The following is a 16,426-nucleotide window of genomic DNA, read 5'->3' as shown; positions in this document are numbered from 1 at the left end:
ATGAAAGATTCTATGTTGGCACGTTTTGCGATTGTACTTATTTTTATTGTAGGATGTTCGCATGATAAAGTCCGCTCAGACAGAGGCAGGTATAATCAGTTAGCCAGTGTGGCATTCGTTGATAATTTTGAAAAATATGATTTCGGAACTTTGAGTGGTTCTGAGAAATGTATTCTCAAGGAAACAATAGCTAACGATTTAGACGAATTGAATGATTGGCGCTTCGTTGAAGTTGATAATAGGTTTAGGATTCGGACTTACCATGCTCCATATCTCGACTTGGATTTCGCTTTTGTAAAGCATGGAGATCGATTTAGTTTCATTACTCTTCCTGATGTTGTGAAATACATATATGGTATTAGACACCGCTATAAGGAACAACATAACAAATGGGTCCTGAAAGACTCTTCCGCAGTTTTTACACTGAACTCAGTGTTATTAGATAATTTTCTAAATGATAACGCCATAGCTATTAAAGAATTATCTCCATTTGAAAAGGCAACGTTACTCAATCGTCTACTGCCTGAGATATTTTCTTCGCCATTTTTTCGTCCGATCAGTCGATTTGAGTTTAAAGATATGATTGATGCTCAAATCAATGCAGGTGAAATGACAAATTATGATTATGAGAAAATAAGAGGGCTTATCGACCATGCTCACCCATCAGTTGTTGAGTTATGCAACATCTTTTTTATGGAACGTGTTGGCTGGGTGTTATTAAACTATCCGGACAAGAACTTAGAGGAGAATAAAGTGAAGGTGGATGCTTATTTTATAGTTTTTAGGGAGCGGGTAATTATTACACGTGCTGACGAGAATACTAAGTATATTAGGTGTAGAGAACAATACGAATAAGGCGACACGATGAAAAAGTTACTTGCTATGATGCTGGCGACATCTGTTCTATATGTTGCCTGTTCCGATTCTGATGATGTTCAGCCACGACCAAAGCCAGGAAGTATAAATGCCGTATACCTGATTGATAAAGAGACGCATACTCCGTTGAATGTAGTGGGTGGCAATTCTAAATTCGAATACGCGGGTGATAAGGTAATAAAACGTATCGGAGGATTTATCGCGATTCCTACTTCCAGTGGTTTTTCGTGGCTCTATACTGAAAGTATCTATGACTCGGTTCAGTATCTCAATAAGAATACAGTCCGGATATTCACAGCCGATAATTTTGAAGAACTGAATGTCGCTTCCAATGAGCGGGAGATAACGTTAGAGGACGGACGCATGGTTAGAAAAATAACAGCTACCGATCTTGAAACCGGTGAAGCCGCTGACACAATCTTCTACTATTACAATGCACAAAACCGGATTGAGAGAACCGAACAGCATTTTGAGTGGACTATAATTACCAGCACCTATACATTTGATGCTGGCGGCAACCTGACGAAAATATCCGGTGTGAAAAAATATCGCGATGGTGAAGTTGCTATAACCACGGAAGAAACCTTTGGTGGTTATGATAATAAACCGAACCCACTTAAAGGACTTTGCTTGTGGCAAGACTACTACTACCGCTCACTTTCCAGTAATAATTTTACATCCTATACCTATACTTCCGGCAGCACAGAGGAAACCAAGAATTGGACCCTCGTTTACGACATTAACGGAAATGTAGATTATTCGAAATAAGATATTTCCTGTAAACGAAGCACAGTGTTTTGTTTTTATATAATCTGCATAAATCTCTGTCTGCGGGAGAATGTATAGGGGTGTCTATAATTTGGCAAGGGTAATGTGCTCTGGCATTTGCCTGTTTTTAAAATAGCGCTATCTTGCTATACTAACTCTGCCGAGCGATGAAGAAGTTATTTGCTATGATACTGGCAACGTCTGTGTTATATGTTGCCTGCTCTGATTCTGATGATGTTCAGCCTCGGCCGCACCCTGAAAGTATAAGTGCTGTGTACCTGATGGATAACGAGCAACAACATAATCCAATCAATTTAGTGGGTGGCAATTCTATATTCGAATATACCGGTGATAAAGTGATAAAGCGCATAGGAGGATTTATCGTCACTAATCCCGCCACAGGTTTGCCATGGATCTATACCAAAGACGTCTATGACTCGGTTGTGTATCTCAATAAGAATACAATCAGGATATTTGCGGCTATTAATTTTGAAGGACGGACTATAGAGCCTAACGAACGAGAGATAACGTTAGAAGATGATCGCCCGGTTAGAAAAATAACAGCCATCGATCTTGAAACCGGTAAACGTGCTGATACAATCTTCTACTACTACGATGCGCAAAATCGGATCGAAAGGACCGAGCAACATTTTGATTGGATTATAATTACCAGAACCTATACGTTTAATGCAACTGGCAACCTGATTAAAATCTCTGGTGTGATAAAAAACTCGGGCGGAGTAATGTATACGACAGAAGAAACCTTTGGTGGTTATGACGACAGGCCCAACCCGCTCAAAGGACTTTGTCTATGGCCAGACTATTTCTATCGATCACTCTCTAATAATAATTTTACAACCTATACCTATATCGCCGAAGGCGCATATTTCGGAGTCAAAGAAGAATCCAGGAACTGGACACTCGTCTATGACAGCAATGGAAATGTAGATTATTCAAAATAATATATACCTATAAAACAAAAGGTGTTGCTCATTTGAACAACACCTTTATTTATACTCTGTGTAAATCTGTCCCGATAACTATCGGGAGTCGGAACCCAATTACTTCCCAAACGGATTCAAAGCCGACAGCGCGCGCTTACCGCCACCCATTTTGTTCATCGTCTTCATCATTTTGCGCATGTCGCTGAATTGTTTCAGCAGTTGATTTACCTGTTGGATAGATGTACCGCTGCCTACAGCAATTCTGTTCTTGCGACTGCCGTTGATGATATCCGGATTCTCGCGTTCTTCCAGTGTCATGGAGCGGATGATGGCTTCTACCGGTTTGAAGGAGTTATCATCTATATCTATATCTTTTATAGCCTTGCCCATGCCAGGGATCATGCCTAAAAGATCTTTCATGTTACCCATCTTCTTTACCTGCTCGAGTTGAGACAGGAAGTCGTTGAAGTCGAACTGGTTTTTACGGATCTTCTTGTTGAGTCGCGCAGCTTCTTCCTGGTCGAAAGCTTGCTGAGCTTTTTCAACGAGGGTTACAACGTCACCCATACCGAGGATACGACTTGCCATACGATCGGGATAGAATCGATCGATCGCTTCCATCTTCTCACCTGTACTTACGAACTTGATCGGCTTGTCAACCACTCTGCGAATAGAAAGCGCAGCACCACCGCGTGTATCACCATCAAGCTTGGTAAGAACAACACCGTTGAAATTCAAACGATCATTGAATGCCTTCGCTGTATTCACGGCATCCTGACCCGTCATCGAGTCAACAACGAAAAGTGTTTCTGAGGGATTGAGCGCTTCTTTCAAACGCGCAATCTCATTCATCATCTCTTCGTCAACCGCGAGACGACCTGCTGTATCGACTATAACAATTCTATGATTGTTTTTCTTGGCGTGTTCGATCGCGGCTTTTGCAATCTTGACAGCGTCTTTGTTTTTAGGCTCTGCATATACTTCTACACCTACCTGCTCGCCTAATACTTTCAATTGGTCGATCGCAGCCGGGCGGTATATATCGCAGGCTGTTAACAACACCGAGCGACCCTGGCGCTTCAGGTAGTTGGCGAGTTTACCGGAAAATGTAGTTTTACCAGAACCTTGCAGACCGGCAATAAGAATGATAGCAGGTGAGCCGTCAAGCTTGATATCTTCACTCTGACCGCCCATCAGACCTGTCAGCTCATCGTTCGTGATCTTTATCAGCAACTGGCTTGGCGAAATGGATGTAAGTACATCCTGACCCATCGCCTTTTCTTTGATCTCGTCTGTTACCTCTTTGGCAACTTTATAGTTTACGTCCGCATCGATAAGAGCCTTGCGGATTTCTTTTACGGTGGAGGCAACGTTGATTTCGGTGATGCTTCCCTGGCCTTTGAGGGTTTGAAAGGCCTTCTCCAGTTTATAACTTAAATTATCGAACATGGTGTTTGTAATATCTTGATTTAATTCTTGCCCGCAGATTTCGCTGATTTTCGCAGAAAATACTCAAAAAGCTCCCTGCTATGGTCGATGGAAATCCGGCAAGGGTGCAAAGTTAACCCTCCCCGGATAGGGAAGCAAATTGAGTTTTTACACCGTTAAATTTTGTAGCAGCGCTTCGCGGATGCGTTGCTTCAACAGCTCAGCAGCGTGTTTCATGGCGTAGTCTTCTGAAATGTGCTCGCTGGCGATTGTAATTACTTGGGAAACGCCAAGGTTCTCAAGTTCCTGCGCTGACAGTTCGCACGAACCCGCCACCACGATCAAGCGCTTGTGATATTTTTGGGCAAGCTGAGCTACACCATTAATAACTTTACCCGACAATGTCTGGCGATCAATTTTCCCTTCGCCTGTTATGATGATGTCGGCTTGCTTCACGTGCTCTTCAAGTCCGGTAAATTGCATGATGAACTGTATGCCCGGCACAACGGTAAGGCTGGTGAAAACTTGTAGCGATGCCGGTAATCCACCACCGGCACCGGCTCCCAGAAAATTTACAGAACGATGAAAAGTTTTTTCGAGAAGTGATGCGTAATGCTTGAGACCTTCATCCAATGTCGTGACCATTTTCTCATCAGCACCTTTCTGCGGAGCAAAAACATGTGCGGCACCATGAGGTCCGAATAACGGATTGTCTACATCACAAAATATAGTCAGTGCTATATCAGCAAATCGCGGATGTAGTTGAGAAGTATCGATGGCCTGTATATAGCGCAGACTTTCGCCTGTCGGCTTGAGTTGATTACTGTGGGCATCGAGAAACCGTATACCCAACGCTTCTGCCATACCTGTACCTGCATCGTTGGTGGCACTGCCGCCTATACCAAGATAGATTTTTGTTATGCCATGGTCAAGCGCATGCCGAAGGAGTTCACCGGTTCCGCGCGTGGTGGTGATCATCGGATTGCGTTCTTCTTTCTTCAGCAACTGCAATCCTGATGCTGCCGCCATTTCCATAAAGGCAACAGAGCCGTTACCGGATATACCATAAGCAGCATTGATTAATCTGTCTAGTGGATCGTGTACCCGTACCGTTGTAAATGTACCGTGACTGAATTTCGTTAAAAGCTCGCAGGAACCTTCACCGCCATCGGCCAGTGGAAGTGTGGATATCGTTGACGTTTCATTTAGCGCCAGCAACGCACACTTTATCGTATCACAAACTTGTTGTGCTGTAAGTGAACCTTTGAATTTATCGGGCGCGATCAGGATGTTCATGTAGCTATACTATAGACTGAACGATATCTTCTGTACAGACTACCGATTTATCGGAATGAGTAGTAAGGAAAAACTTCGCCCGCTTTAAATATACTTTGCTCCAAAGGTAATTCGAGGAAGCCTGTTACATTTTTGAGATTGGCAAAGTCGCCTGAACCACCGCCGGCATCCGGGTAGGCCATCAGTCTGCCGCCTTCATTCTTTATCGTTACCTGGAGGAAGTAGGTAAGCTTCGGTTGGAAGGTGAAGTCTTTTGCCAGCACCGCGTACTGTTCTTCTTTCTTAACGTGCAGACTTTTCCATATCCATGGAAGTATATAGCGATAGAAGCACATATAGGTTGAAACCGGATTGCCCGGAAGGGCAAAAACAATTTTACCTTTCTTCGACTCACCAAACCAAAACGGTTTACCGGGCCGCTGACTTACCTGGTGAAAAAGCTTTTTTACGTTGATACTTTCCAGCGCTTCGGGTATAAAATCAAATTTACCTTTTGAGACACCTCCGGAAACGATGAGTACATCGTGATCTTCGGCAATTACTTTGAGTGAGTCGATCACGAAATCCTTCTGGTCGTAAATGTGATACTGGGTTGATTGCCACCCGATCATTTTCATGGCAGCATCTATAGCATAGGTGTTCGATCGCCTGATCTGGTGTAACTCCGGCACTTCGGTAACTTCAATCAGTTCATCACCGCTCGATATGATAGCCGTACGCGGAAATGAAAATACAGGAACATCGATTATACCAACTGAAGCAAGTAATGCAATCTCAGCCGGTGAAAGTATAATGCCGGGCGAGAGGAGGGTATCATTACGTTCAGCATCCTGGCCCTGCACATGTATATTCTGACCTTCTTCGATGGTATCGACCAGCAGCGTTGCAACGTTACCTTGTATGGATACATCTTCGTAACGGATTACCGTGTCGGTGCCTTCCGGAAGTATAGCTCCGGTCATTACCTCCATGCAGTTCTGCACATCCTTCAGACTCTTCTGCGGCTGACCGGCTCCCTGGGTTTCTTCTATATAAAATTCGCGCTTGCCGTTTTTCCATTCATCATACCAGATGGCGATGCCATCCATTGCTACACGGTTGAAAGGAGGGAAGTCGCGGTCGGCCTTCACAGCTTCAGCCAGCACTCTTCCAACAGCATCATTCAGATCAACCTTGGTTACTGTGGGTTTAAAGAGATGTGATAACACAACGTGGGTTGCTTCTTCTACCGTTACCATGTTCAATAATTATTAACTTTGTTTTGTTTCGAAGATACATGAGTAAAAAGACATTTACACACGTTTCGTCCAGCGGACTTCCGCAGATGGTAAACGTATCGGATAAAAACAGTACCAGGCGTATTGCCAAAGCGCAGGCCACTATCAACGTGGGGCCGGAGATAATTGACCTCATCCAGCACAACGAAATCATCACTAAAAAAGGGCCGGTGTTCCAAACCGCTATCATTGCCGGAGTTATGGGGGCAAAGAAAACAGCGGAGCTTATACCGTTCTGCCATCCGCTGGGCCTGGAAGATTGCCAGGTACACATCCGGGTAGTTGATTCAAAAATTGTGATTGATACCGAGGCTGTCATTACCGGTAAAACCGGTGTGGAGATGGAAGCGCTCACGGCAGCATCGGTTGCTGCGCTTACGGTTTATGATATGTGCAAGGCACTCTCTCACAACATTATCATCGAAGAAGTAAAACTCATGGCGAAGAGCGGTGGTAAAAAAGATTTCAAACGCAAGAAATAGCATGACGCTGCGCAAACGACTCTACCTGACGCTGGAACCTACGGAGAAAGGCGGCATCATCGAACGCATTTTCGAGTTTTGTCTTGTTACCATTATCATTCTCAACATCCTCGCGATTATAGCAGATTCGGTAGAGGAGGTTCGAAGTAAATATGACGTGCTCTTTATAAAATTTGAATACTTCACCATTATCTTCTTTACGGTTGAATATATAGCACGTATATACTCCATCGTAGAAAATCCGGAATTCAGTCACCCGGTAAAAGGACGACTCAAGTATATAACACAACCGCTGGCGATTATTGACTTGCTGGCGTTCCTGCCATTCTATTTTGTTTTTCTGGACTTGCGTTTCCTGCGGATCTTCCGGCTGATGTCGCTCTTTCGGTTGTTCAAGATTGCGCGTTACCTGCATGCACTTAAAATTTTTAAACGTGTTCTGGCTGATCGGAAAGAACAACTTATCCTGAGCTTTCTGTTTATACTCTTCGTGCTTACCATTATATCGTTCATCATGTTTTATACTGAGCATGAAGCGCAACCGGACAAGTTCAGCAGTATACCGGCTACTATGTGGTGGGGCATTGCTACTATTACCACCGTTGGGTATGGCGACATGGTGCCCATTACAGCGTTGGGTAAATTTCTGGGAGGTTTGTTTGCTATAGCCGGTGTAGGTTTACTCGCATTGCCTGCCGGTATTTTGTCGTCAGGATTTTTTGAGTCGCTGCATAAAGATGCTGTAGTAAAGAAATGCCCGCATTGCGGAAAGGATATTCATGAGTGACACTATACCTGAAATGAACCCTGCCATATATGGCCTGGTGCTGGCGGGAGGCAGGAGTTCGCGCATGGGACGCGACAAAGGTCTTATCGTTTACAACGACAAACCGCAGCGCGAATATATAGCAGACCTGCTGCGTAAATTTTGCGCGCAGGTATATGTCTCCTGCAAAACGAGAGAATATATACCGGCAGAGCTTAATCCTTTACCTGATCAATTTGAACTGGAGAGTCCGTTGAATGGAATCTTATCTGCCTTCAGAAAGAATGATACGGTAGCATGGCTTACGGTGCCGGTAGATATGCCCTATGTAGATGAAGCTGCACTTGCCTGTCTTCTCAATCATCGTGATACAAATAAAATGGCTACTTGCTTTGTTGATTCCGATGGAAAGCATCCAGAGCCGTTGCTTGCACTATGGGAAGCAAGAGCCGCTGCACCGTTGAAAAAGTACTATGAAAGCGGAGGTATAAGTCCGAGAGAATTTTTGAAACAACAAAATATACTCTTGCTGCAACCGCCGGATAAACGCATCTATCAAAATATCAATACACCAGACGAACTGAACGATTTCTTGAATAAGTCGTGAAGAAATTTACCCGAACAAAATGCCGTCATGTTTTTGTAACAGTCTTTTCGAACGGAGCGATACAAAAAGCTGAATCTCTGAACAGAATCTTACGCTAGGGTATAGGGTTGAAATTAAAATCAGATAAAGCGGGTAGGGTAATAGTGCTTGCCTGCATTATACTAAAGATATACTGTATGGTAAAATAGCGCAGGGCTTGTAAAATGCTCTGCCTCAACACCTGTTTGTGATATAGAAAATTGTAGTTACCGTATTTCTCCGGTATAGTATATGTAGTATAAATACGGATATCATATACGTGTTATTTCGCTGTTTGCTCACCGGAATAAGGGATTCGAAAACGATATTGTTACAGGAAGAAATTTTTCTGTACAGATTTATTACATCATCACATGTAGGATATTTTTCCACAACTTTTATGGAAGGGTGTGTTTAGTTTAGTACAAATTTTTATTGGTACATGAAGCCAATTGTTAAACCGCACTCTAATCGTATACACCGTGATCTGATTATTGTGCTCAGCGCAAGCCTGGTGGCTGCTATACTCCTGGTATCAGCGGCTGTGATGTTGATCGGATAAAATAAAGGAGGCCGTTAAAGCCTCCCTTTGTTTTTTTACGGTGTCGTAAAACTTACTCACGAATTAACAGCTACTGCCGGATGTGCAGATATCCATTCTTCGCCATCTTCAAATACTTCTTTTTTCCAGATAGGCACTTTCACTTTTAGTGTATCAATAATGTACTGGCAAGCTTCAAAAGAATCCTTTCGATGTGGCGTTGAAACGGCAACTGCTACAGCAACTTCACCAGGTTTCAACGTACCGATACGATGACTCACCGCCCACCCGAGCAACGGCCATCGATGCGATGCATCATCAATAATTTTTCTGATCTCTCCAACCGCCATGGTTTCGTATGCTTCATACTCCAACCATACTACATTCTTTCCGTGCGCATTGTTACGCACAGTACCTACAAAAACATTTACAGCTCCGGCATTCAAGCTCGAAGCTGTATCGATGACTTTCTGAACGTCAATTGGTTTCTCGGTGATCTTAATCATGTTCTATAAAGGTTGGTTGAACATTATCGTGAAGGACGAATGAAGTTAGCGATTTTAATAGTGAATATCAAGGAAAAGCCTTCCTCGCTTTCAGTCTCTGTTTAACGGTGTAACCTTGTTTACTCTTGTTTATTGTAAAAAATTACCCTCCGCTTACCGGAGGTATTAGTGCGATCTCATCGCCTTCGCGGATCTCCGCTGTCTCAGCCGCGTAACTATTATTCACAGCAATGAATAATGAACGCAGCCCGGTAAGTTTAGGATATTTTTCATTCAGGGCCGAGCGCAGATCGGCTACCGTCACGCCTGGAGCCTCAATAACCATTTCCTTCCCACCGAGGATATCTTTTGTAATACCGAAAGCTTTAACCCGGAACGTATGCATGCGTTTAATTTTTTCTGATCAATTCGTCAAATATCAAACAAATTTTAAATGCCTGCAGAAAAAATCAAAACGTTTCGGTGGCATCTGGCATTTTTACGATCCGGAGTTTGTTTTTTGTTTGTATTTTGTGATCTGCTTGTAACTTTTATTGTAAACGATCTGGCACTTTGACTTTGTTCGACAACCATAACAGGCCCATTAACTACCTGCGTCTGGCAGTAACCGACCGCTGTAACCTGCGCTGTTTTTACTGCATGCCGGAAGAAGGTATACATTATCTGCCCAAGAAGGAGTTGCTTTCGTTCGAAGAGATCTATCGCCTTGTGTCATTACTGGCAAGCATGGGTATAACCAAGGTGCGCTTAACCGGAGGCGAACCGTTTGTGCGCACAGACCTGATGAAGCTGATTCGCTCGATTGTAGAGATACCCGGTATAAAAGATCTTCACCTTACTACCAACGGTGTTCTTACTTCAACCTTTATTCCGGAGTTGAAAAAGATTGGTATAGCATCGGTTAATCTTAGTCTGGACACACTCGACAGGCAACGTTTTAAAACCATTACCAGGCGCGATGAATTTGAGCCGGTACTCAAAACGCTTGATCAATTACTGAAATATGATATACCGGTAAAGATCAACGCAGTGGTAATGGATGGAAAGAATATTGATGATATAGTGCCGCTCATTGAGCTTACCAGGAATAGCAAAGTAGATGTTCGTTTCATTGAAGAAATGCCATTCAATGGTGAAGGTAATCACTACCCGGTGCTGAACTGGACGTACAAAAAAATACTAAGCTATATACAGGAGCACTATCCTTCGCTGCATAAAATTCCGGATCCTGATTTCTCAACATCCTATAATTATACCGTGCCGGGATACCAGGGAAATATAGGTGTTATCGCAGCGTTTAGTCGCACGTTCTGCGGAACCTGTAATCGCATTCGTGTGACGGCGCAAGGCGTATTGAAAACCTGTTTGTACGATGAAGGTGTGCTGGATATAAAACAACTGCTTCGCACGGATCAAGATGACAGTGCTGTGAAAGAGAAATTATACGAGGCTTTTCGTCAGCGCACGAAAGATGGCTTTGAAGCCGAGCAAAAACGAAATAGCAACTTGCCTGTACATGAGTCGATGTCTACCATCGGTGGATAAACGAGCTACTGCACTAATTTTTAAAACCGATATTTCTTTCATGGTTCGTATATACCTCACAGCTTTTCTGTTGCTACTGGTTACGTCTAGTGTTGTTGCCCAGGAGCACAAGAGTAAACCAACATTCTCCATTACTATAAACGGTCGGGTTAAATCACCCAAGACATTTACCGCTGATGCTATCCGCCAGTATAAAGTATATAACATTGGCGATGTGGTGATCACCAATCATAAAGGTGAAGTAAAAGGAACCGCAAAGGAACTAAGCGGCATTCTGTTGAGAGACTTGTTGCAAAGTATAGAGCCTGATGCGGAAAGTCAGAAAGTACTCAGCGAGTACTACTTTACCTGCATCGCATCTGACGGCTATAAAGTTGTATTCTCGTGGAACGAATTGTTCAATACAACGACAGGTAATACAGTATATATTATTACATCGAAAGATCATAAGTCCATTGATACGTTGGATGAAAGTATACTCCTGATCTCCACAGCGGATATTCATGCCGGCAGACGTTACGTAAAGAATCTTCAATCGATTATTGTTCGCAGGGCCGAGTAGTATGGATACCGCGCAGATTATTCTTATCCTTAGTTTTTTTGTAATCGCCCTGGTATATGCTTCGGTTGGTTTTGGCGGAGGTTCAAGCTACCTCGCCTTGCTGGCGCAACCTGTGTTTATGCTGGCTCCGGAAGTTATCCGCCCCACCGCATTGCTTTGCAACATTATTGTTGTTACCAGTGGTACCATCATTTTTTATCGCGAGGGTAAAATTGTATGGAAAGAAGTGTGGCCCTTTTTGGTGGTAAGTATACCAGCTGCATACCTCGGTGGCTTCTGGAAACTGCAAGATGCTATATTTTTTGTGTTGCTGGGTATTACGTTACTCATTGCTTCGCTTCTGCTGTGGATACAACCCGAAAAAATAACTGCCTCATCCGGTAAGTATAACACCACCGGTATAAATATAGTATTAGGGGGAGGCATCGGTTTTCTCTCCGGACTGGTAAGTATCGGTGGAGGTATCTTTCTATCTCCGATATTGCATTTTCTGCGGTGGGCCGATGCAAAAAAGATCTCTGCGCTCGCGAGTTTATTTATACTGGTTAATTCAATCAGTGGTTTGGCTGGTCAGTTTCAGCACGGTCTTCCGGATCTTCAATGGCAATATATAGTGCCGTTGCTTGCAGCCGTTTTTATAGGAGGACAACTCGGCTCACGCATGGGTGCCCGCAGATTCAACCCCATCTACATCAAGCGTATAACCGCTGTGCTCATGTTACTGGCAGCCCTCAATATCCTGAAGGACCATTGGTATTGGTAGCAACCGGTGTTTTAACAACCTTATGGATGAGCATGAATAAACCGATAGCAAAAAGAACAGCTCCAATCGTACTGATGATGCCAACCGGCAAGAGATAGGCCTGATACATTGAATAGGAATCAACGCCTCCGTTTCGGGTAATCAACGGAATGCCTACTGTGTAAAACAGGTGTGTTAACAATCCGATGAGCGAACCAATGGCCATCAGGTATCCTTCCGGTGCAGAACGTTTACTGATATAGTAGATCGTAGCCGCCAGTACAGCCACACTGGGCACAACGCTTATCACATTTTGTAGTACACTCAGAACGGTATCCAGTAATCCCATAGCGAAATAATTTTGATTGACGGTGCAAAGTAAAGATTCATTCGGGAGTATCCACAATCCTTCCTATTTTGCACGACTAAAAAATTAGAGCAGGTAAGCTTTCATTCAGTATTCAGTAAAGCCAGTCCTGCAAATAAAAGTCTTAATCAACGCATGAAAAAAATCAAATTCACTGAACAGGTACTTCCGCACCTGGTAGCTGTTGGCGTGTTCCTGGTTATTACAGTATTCTTTTTCAACCCTGTATTCTTTGATAACAAAACCATCAGTCAGTACGATATCCAGCAGTGGGAGGGATCATCCAAAGCGCTGCGCGATTATCGCGACAAGACTGGCGAAGAAGGTCTCTGGGCCGATGCCATGTTCAGTGGTATGCCGGCTTACCTGGTAAATACACACTGGAGCAACGGGCCCGTAAGTTTCCTGAAACGTGCACTGTCGCTGTCGTTGCCACATCCTATAGCAAACATTTTCCTGGCCTTTATCAGCTACTATATTTTGTTGCTGGCGTTTCGGGTGCGGCCCTACCTGGCTATAGCGGGTGCGGTTGCTTTTGGACTTTCATCTTATATGATCATTGGTTTTGGTGCAGGTCATAATGCCCGCATCGGTGCCATCGCTTTTATGCCGTTGGTTATGGCCGGTATACACCTTGCCTTTTCGCGCAAGTGGATTTTAGGATTTGGTGTAACTACCGCGGGCCTTGCGTTGCATTTGAAAGAAAATCACTTACAGATAACATACTACCTGCTGTTTATTGTATTGGTATACGGACTTATACAGTTGATAGACTTTTTGAGAGAGAATCGTGCGGCTGATTTTTTCAAAACGATTGCTATACTCGTTGTAGCGGCTGTGATAGCAGCCGGTTCATTTATAGGACCGATGTGGGCTGTTACAGAATATAGTCAATACTCGATCCGCGGGGAAACACAATTGGTTTCGGCCGAGCGCAAGGAAGGACAAAGCGGTTTGGATAAATCGTATGCCTTTCGCTATAGCTATGGTATATGGGAACCGATGACGTTGCTCGTGCCTAACTTTTATGGAGGGCTCAGTTCCAATTACCTTGTTCAGGATCCGAACAGTGAAGTATATAAAGCACTGTCACGCTCGGGCGATGAACAGATGGCCAATCAACTCGCACAATATACTTCTGCGTACTGGGGTATAAATCCATTGAACGCTCCATATTATGGTGGCGCGATCATCTTCTTCCTCTTTGTATTGGGTATCGTTTTCGCGGATGGTAAATATGTTGGGTGGCTGATACCCGTAATTATATTCGGAATTATGGCGAGCTGGGGCGACAGTGCCAAATGGTTCAATTATGCTTTATTCGATTACCTGCCCGGCTATAATAAATTCAGATCGGTAACATTCCTTATGATTTTGCCGCTCTTTGCATTTCCGTTGCTGGGGATGCTGGGACTTGAAAAATTATTTACAACCGGTGTTGATAAAGCGGCCCGTAAGAAATTGCTGATCGTGCTGGGCGCAACGGGTGGGCTGTGCGTTTTGTTGTTCCTCTTTGGCGGCATGATGAGTTTCATGTCAGCGCACGAAAGTCAGTTGCCGGCATGGTTTACCAGTGCATTGGCTGACGACCGCAAGAGCCTGTTCCGCAGCGATGTGTTCCGCTCGCTCGCATTTATCGTAGCTGCATTTGTGGTGATATACTTTGAAGTATGGAAGAAGATATCACCAATAGCGTTCTATGCTTTCCTCATCATCATGATCACACTCGATCTGGCCATTGTTGATAAACGCTACTTCGGCAAAGATAAATATCAGCGTAAGCGCGAGAACACCATGTTCGCGATGAATGCTGCAGACCAGGAAATCTTAAAAGACAAATCGCACTACAGAGTATATAACCTGCAGGGTACATTTGAAGAGGCGCGCACATCGTACTTTCACAATTCTATTGGTGGATACCACGGTGTGAAGATGAGACGATACCAGGATCTCTATGACACCTGCCTCTTCCGCGAAACGAACGAGTTTATTCAGGATGTGCAAAGTGGTAAGGCCGACTTTTCGAAGTATGGTGTTATGAATATGCTCAACGTGAAATATATAGTGTTTGGTCCTGAGCGAAACAATATTATACCGAACCCCGCTGCCAATGGCAATGGCTGGTTTGTAAGCGAAGTGATCACGGTAAGTTCACCGACTGAAGAAGTACTGAAAACATGTGGCGTAAATACGCGCACAACAGCAGTTATAGATGGCTCGCGCTTTAAGGTGGAATCAGTGCAGGCCGATACCACAGCAACGCTCACACTGGCAGATCGTAATCCGAATTACCAGAAATATGAAAGTCAGTCGCAGGCAAGTGGATTAGCTGTATTCTCGGAAATATACTATCCCAAAGGCTGGAAGGCTTTTGTAGATGGTAAAGAAACCGAGATCATCTGTGCCGACTATGTATTGCGTGCCGTACAAGTGCCGGCTGGTAAACACGTTGTTGAATTCAAGTTCGAGCCTGCTGCATACTATACCGGTAACAAAATTACCATGATCTCATCCTGGCTCATGCTTGTTGCGCTGCTGGGCAGTGTAGTGTGGAGCGTGCGCAAGGAAGATGCCTAGTACATATACTATATATTGATATTTACAGGAAGCTGCTTCACCATGAGGCAGCTTCTTTCTTTTAGAGGATGTCTTTGAGACATGACTATAAACGAAAATGCCAGGCGTTAACCTGGCATTTGTTATACTATATGCTAATCTGGTTATAGCGGGCGATTTGTTATCCCAGATTCTCCAATACATCCATTACTTCGCGTACGGCTTTGCGGCTTGATTCCATCAAGGCGCGTTCTTCAGAATTAAGATCGAGTTCAATTACTCTTTCAATTCCGTTTTTACCCAGTATAACCGGTACACCGAGGTAGCAGTCTTTTATACCATACTCACCATCCAGTCGTATGCATACAGGGAATACTCTGCGCTGATCTTTTACAATGGCTTCTACCATTTGCGCGGCAGCAGAACCCGGGGCATACCATGCCGATGTACCCATGAGTTTTACCAACTCGCCACCACCTACTTTGGTGCGCTCCAGTATAGCATTCAGTTTGTCTTTGTCGATCAGTTCCGTTACCGGTATACCAGCTACGGTAGTATAGCGCGGCAGCGGCACCATGGTATCGCCATGACCACCGAGTAACATAGCCTGTATATCTTTCGGAGATACATTCAATGCTTCTGCGAGGAACGCGCGATAGCGTGCTGTATCCAGTATACCGGCCATACCAAATACTTTGGTGCGTGGCAATTTGGATGTTAAGTGAGCCTGGTAAGTCATAACATCCAGCGGGTTTGATACTACAATAATGATTGCACGAGGCGAATACTTAATGATATTCTCCGTCACCGACTTTACAATACCCGCGTTGGTTCCGATAAGATCATCGCGGCTCATGCCCGGCTTGCGCGGAAGTCCTGAAGTAATAACCACAACATCCGAGTTCGCAGACTTTGAATAATCGTTGGTAGCACCAATCGTACGGCTGTCGTATAAATCGATCGGAGCTTTTTGCCAGATGTCAAGCGACTTCCCTTCTGCGAGACCCTCTTTAATATCAACGAGTACAATTTCGTTGGCCACTTCGCGATAGGCCAGTACATCGGCACATGTAGCGCCTACATTACCAGCGCCCACTACAGTTACTTTCATAAGAATAATGATTTATGGGTTTGAATATTGACCT

The 16,426-nt window shown here is 44.1% G+C and carries 17 protein-coding genes; 10 read left to right on the top strand and 7 right to left on the bottom strand.

What is annotated here, in order from left to right:
• The 3 genes from ACFQ21_RS09535 to ACFQ21_RS09525 all read left to right on the top strand — a co-directional run bounded on the left by ACFQ21_RS09535 (position 1) and on the right by ACFQ21_RS09525 (position 2,606).
• A complete protein-coding gene (locus ACFQ21_RS09535) occupies positions 1 to 855 on the top strand; it encodes a hypothetical protein (protein ID WP_377578193.1) in 855 nt (284 codons plus the stop codon).
• A 9-nt stretch (positions 856 to 864) separates the two neighbouring features.
• On the top strand, positions 865 to 1,644 hold the full coding sequence (locus tag ACFQ21_RS09530) for a hypothetical protein (protein WP_377578190.1): 780 nt from the start codon (positions 865 to 867) through the stop codon (positions 1,642 to 1,644).
• Between the two features lie 167 nt (positions 1,645 to 1,811).
• Positions 1,812 to 2,606, top strand: coding sequence for a hypothetical protein (locus tag ACFQ21_RS09525; protein WP_377578187.1), 795 nt, complete (start codon positions 1,812 to 1,814; stop codon positions 2,604 to 2,606).
• Positions 2,607 to 2,705: 99 nt separating this feature from the next.
• Here ACFQ21_RS09525 and ffh read toward each other — a convergent pair whose 3' ends face one another.
• The 3 genes from ffh to ACFQ21_RS09510 all read right to left on the bottom strand — a co-directional run bounded on the left by ffh (position 2,706) and on the right by ACFQ21_RS09510 (position 6,550).
• Positions 2,706 to 4,037, bottom strand: a complete 1,332-nt coding sequence (ffh, locus tag ACFQ21_RS09520; RefSeq protein ID WP_377578184.1) for a signal recognition particle protein — start codon at positions 4,035 to 4,037, stop codon at positions 2,706 to 2,708.
• 147 nt (positions 4,038 to 4,184) lie between these two features.
• Positions 4,185 to 5,312: a glycerate kinase gene (locus tag ACFQ21_RS09515; protein ID WP_377578181.1), complete on the bottom strand. Its 1,128-nt coding sequence runs from the start codon at positions 5,310 to 5,312 to the stop codon at positions 4,185 to 4,187.
• Positions 5,313 to 5,359: 47 nt separating this feature from the next.
• Positions 5,360 to 6,550, bottom strand: coding sequence for a molybdopterin molybdotransferase MoeA (locus ACFQ21_RS09510; protein ID WP_377578178.1), 1,191 nt, complete (start codon positions 6,548 to 6,550; stop codon positions 5,360 to 5,362).
• Between the two features lie 38 nt (positions 6,551 to 6,588).
• On the opposite strand from ACFQ21_RS09510, the gene moaC reads away from it, so the two are divergent.
• Genes moaC through mobA form a run of 3 tightly spaced genes read left to right on the top strand, consistent with a single transcriptional unit; the run spans position 6,589 to position 8,444 of the window.
• The gene (moaC, locus tag ACFQ21_RS09505; RefSeq protein ID WP_377578175.1) at positions 6,589 to 7,071 is read left to right on the top strand and encodes a cyclic pyranopterin monophosphate synthase MoaC; all 483 of its coding nucleotides are present in this window, start codon (positions 6,589 to 6,591) and stop codon (positions 7,069 to 7,071) included.
• Between the two features lies 1 nt (position 7,072).
• On the top strand, positions 7,073 to 7,858 hold the full coding sequence (locus tag ACFQ21_RS09500) for an ion transporter (protein ID WP_377578172.1): 786 nt from the start codon (positions 7,073 to 7,075) through the stop codon (positions 7,856 to 7,858).
• A gap of 13 nt (positions 7,859 to 7,871) precedes the next feature.
• On the top strand, positions 7,872 to 8,444 hold the full coding sequence (mobA, locus tag ACFQ21_RS09495) for a molybdenum cofactor guanylyltransferase (RefSeq protein ID WP_377578169.1): 573 nt from the start codon (positions 7,872 to 7,874) through the stop codon (positions 8,442 to 8,444).
• Positions 8,445 to 9,080: 636 nt separating this feature from the next.
• On the opposite strand, the gene ACFQ21_RS09490 is transcribed toward mobA, so the two are convergent.
• Both ACFQ21_RS09490 and ACFQ21_RS09485 read right to left on the bottom strand, forming a co-directional pair.
• The gene (locus tag ACFQ21_RS09490; RefSeq protein WP_377578166.1) at positions 9,081 to 9,509 is read right to left on the bottom strand and encodes a molybdenum cofactor biosynthesis protein MoaE; all 429 of its coding nucleotides are present in this window, start codon (positions 9,507 to 9,509) and stop codon (positions 9,081 to 9,083) included.
• 142 nt (positions 9,510 to 9,651) lie between these two features.
• Entirely contained in the window at positions 9,652 to 9,894 is a 243-nt protein-coding gene (locus ACFQ21_RS09485; protein ID WP_377578164.1) for a MoaD/ThiS family protein, read from the bottom strand.
• 167 nt (positions 9,895 to 10,061) lie between these two features.
• Between ACFQ21_RS09485 and moaA the strand changes: the two genes are divergently transcribed.
• Genes moaA through ACFQ21_RS09470 form a run of 3 tightly spaced genes read left to right on the top strand, consistent with a single transcriptional unit; the run spans position 10,062 to position 12,379 of the window.
• Positions 10,062 to 11,054: a GTP 3',8-cyclase MoaA gene (gene moaA / locus ACFQ21_RS09480; protein ID WP_377578161.1), complete on the top strand. Its 993-nt coding sequence runs from the start codon at positions 10,062 to 10,064 to the stop codon at positions 11,052 to 11,054.
• Positions 11,055 to 11,094: 40 nt separating this feature from the next.
• Positions 11,095 to 11,616 (top strand): hypothetical protein, encoded by a 522-nt coding sequence (locus ACFQ21_RS09475; protein ID WP_377578158.1) that lies wholly within the window; start codon positions 11,095 to 11,097, stop codon positions 11,614 to 11,616.
• Position 11,617: 1 nt separating this feature from the next.
• On the top strand, positions 11,618 to 12,379 hold the full coding sequence (locus tag ACFQ21_RS09470; protein WP_377578155.1) for a sulfite exporter TauE/SafE family protein: 762 nt from the start codon (positions 11,618 to 11,620) through the stop codon (positions 12,377 to 12,379).
• Here ACFQ21_RS09470 and ACFQ21_RS09465 read toward each other — a convergent pair.
• A complete protein-coding gene (locus tag ACFQ21_RS09465; protein WP_377578153.1) occupies positions 12,348 to 12,707 on the bottom strand; it encodes a hypothetical protein in 360 nt (119 codons plus the stop codon). The genes ACFQ21_RS09470 and ACFQ21_RS09465 overlap by 32 nt on opposite strands.
• Before the next feature lie 153 nt (positions 12,708 to 12,860).
• Between ACFQ21_RS09465 and ACFQ21_RS09460 the strand changes: the two genes are divergently transcribed.
• A complete protein-coding gene (locus tag ACFQ21_RS09460) occupies positions 12,861 to 15,302 on the top strand; it encodes a YfhO family protein (protein WP_377578150.1) in 2,442 nt (813 codons plus the stop codon).
• Positions 15,303 to 15,462: 160 nt separating this feature from the next.
• Here the strand turns inward: ACFQ21_RS09460 and mdh are convergent, their stop codons facing one another.
• Positions 15,463 to 16,392, bottom strand: coding sequence for a malate dehydrogenase (gene mdh / locus ACFQ21_RS09455; RefSeq protein ID WP_377578147.1), 930 nt, complete (start codon positions 16,390 to 16,392; stop codon positions 15,463 to 15,465).
• Positions 16,393 to 16,426: the final 34 nt, after the last annotated feature.

The organism is Ohtaekwangia kribbensis, assembly GCF_042676245.1.
Lineage (GTDB): Bacteria > Bacteroidota > Bacteroidia > Cytophagales > Cyclobacteriaceae > Ohtaekwangia > Ohtaekwangia kribbensis.
The sequence above is the reverse complement of the archived record's forward strand: the minus strand, read 5'-3'. Positions and strand labels throughout refer to the sequence as shown.

Coding starts and splice junctions, on each gene's coding strand:
- ACFQ21_RS09535 (WP_377578193.1), top strand. CDS start 1: ATGAAAGATTCTATGTTGGCACGTTTTGCGATTGTACTTATTTTTATT.
- ACFQ21_RS09530 (WP_377578190.1), top strand. CDS start 865: ATGAAAAAGTTACTTGCTATGATGCTGGCGACATCTGTTCTATATGTT.
- ACFQ21_RS09525 (WP_377578187.1), top strand. CDS start 1,812: ATGAAGAAGTTATTTGCTATGATACTGGCAACGTCTGTGTTATATGTT.
- ffh (WP_377578184.1), bottom strand. CDS start 4,037: ATGTTCGATAATTTAAGTTATAAACTGGAGAAGGCCTTTCAAACCCTC.
- ACFQ21_RS09515 (WP_377578181.1), bottom strand. CDS start 5,312: ATGAACATCCTGATCGCGCCCGATAAATTCAAAGGTTCACTTACAGCA.
- ACFQ21_RS09510 (WP_377578178.1), bottom strand. CDS start 6,550: ATGGTAACGGTAGAAGAAGCAACCCACGTTGTGTTATCACATCTCTTT.
- moaC (WP_377578175.1), top strand. CDS start 6,589: ATGAGTAAAAAGACATTTACACACGTTTCGTCCAGCGGACTTCCGCAG.
- ACFQ21_RS09500 (WP_377578172.1), top strand. CDS start 7,073: ATGACGCTGCGCAAACGACTCTACCTGACGCTGGAACCTACGGAGAAA.
- mobA (WP_377578169.1), top strand. CDS start 7,872: ATGAACCCTGCCATATATGGCCTGGTGCTGGCGGGAGGCAGGAGTTCG.
- ACFQ21_RS09490 (WP_377578166.1), bottom strand. CDS start 9,509: ATGATTAAGATCACCGAGAAACCAATTGACGTTCAGAAAGTCATCGAT.
- ACFQ21_RS09485 (WP_377578164.1), bottom strand. CDS start 9,894: ATGCATACGTTCCGGGTTAAAGCTTTCGGTATTACAAAAGATATCCTC.
- ACFQ21_RS09475 (WP_377578158.1), top strand. CDS start 11,095: ATGGTTCGTATATACCTCACAGCTTTTCTGTTGCTACTGGTTACGTCT.
- ACFQ21_RS09470 (WP_377578155.1), top strand. CDS start 11,618: ATGGATACCGCGCAGATTATTCTTATCCTTAGTTTTTTTGTAATCGCC.
- ACFQ21_RS09465 (WP_377578153.1), bottom strand. CDS start 12,707: ATGGGATTACTGGATACCGTTCTGAGTGTACTACAAAATGTGATAAGC.
- ACFQ21_RS09460 (WP_377578150.1), top strand. CDS start 12,861: ATGAAAAAAATCAAATTCACTGAACAGGTACTTCCGCACCTGGTAGCT.
- mdh (WP_377578147.1), bottom strand. CDS start 16,392: ATGAAAGTAACTGTAGTGGGCGCTGGTAATGTAGGCGCTACATGTGCC.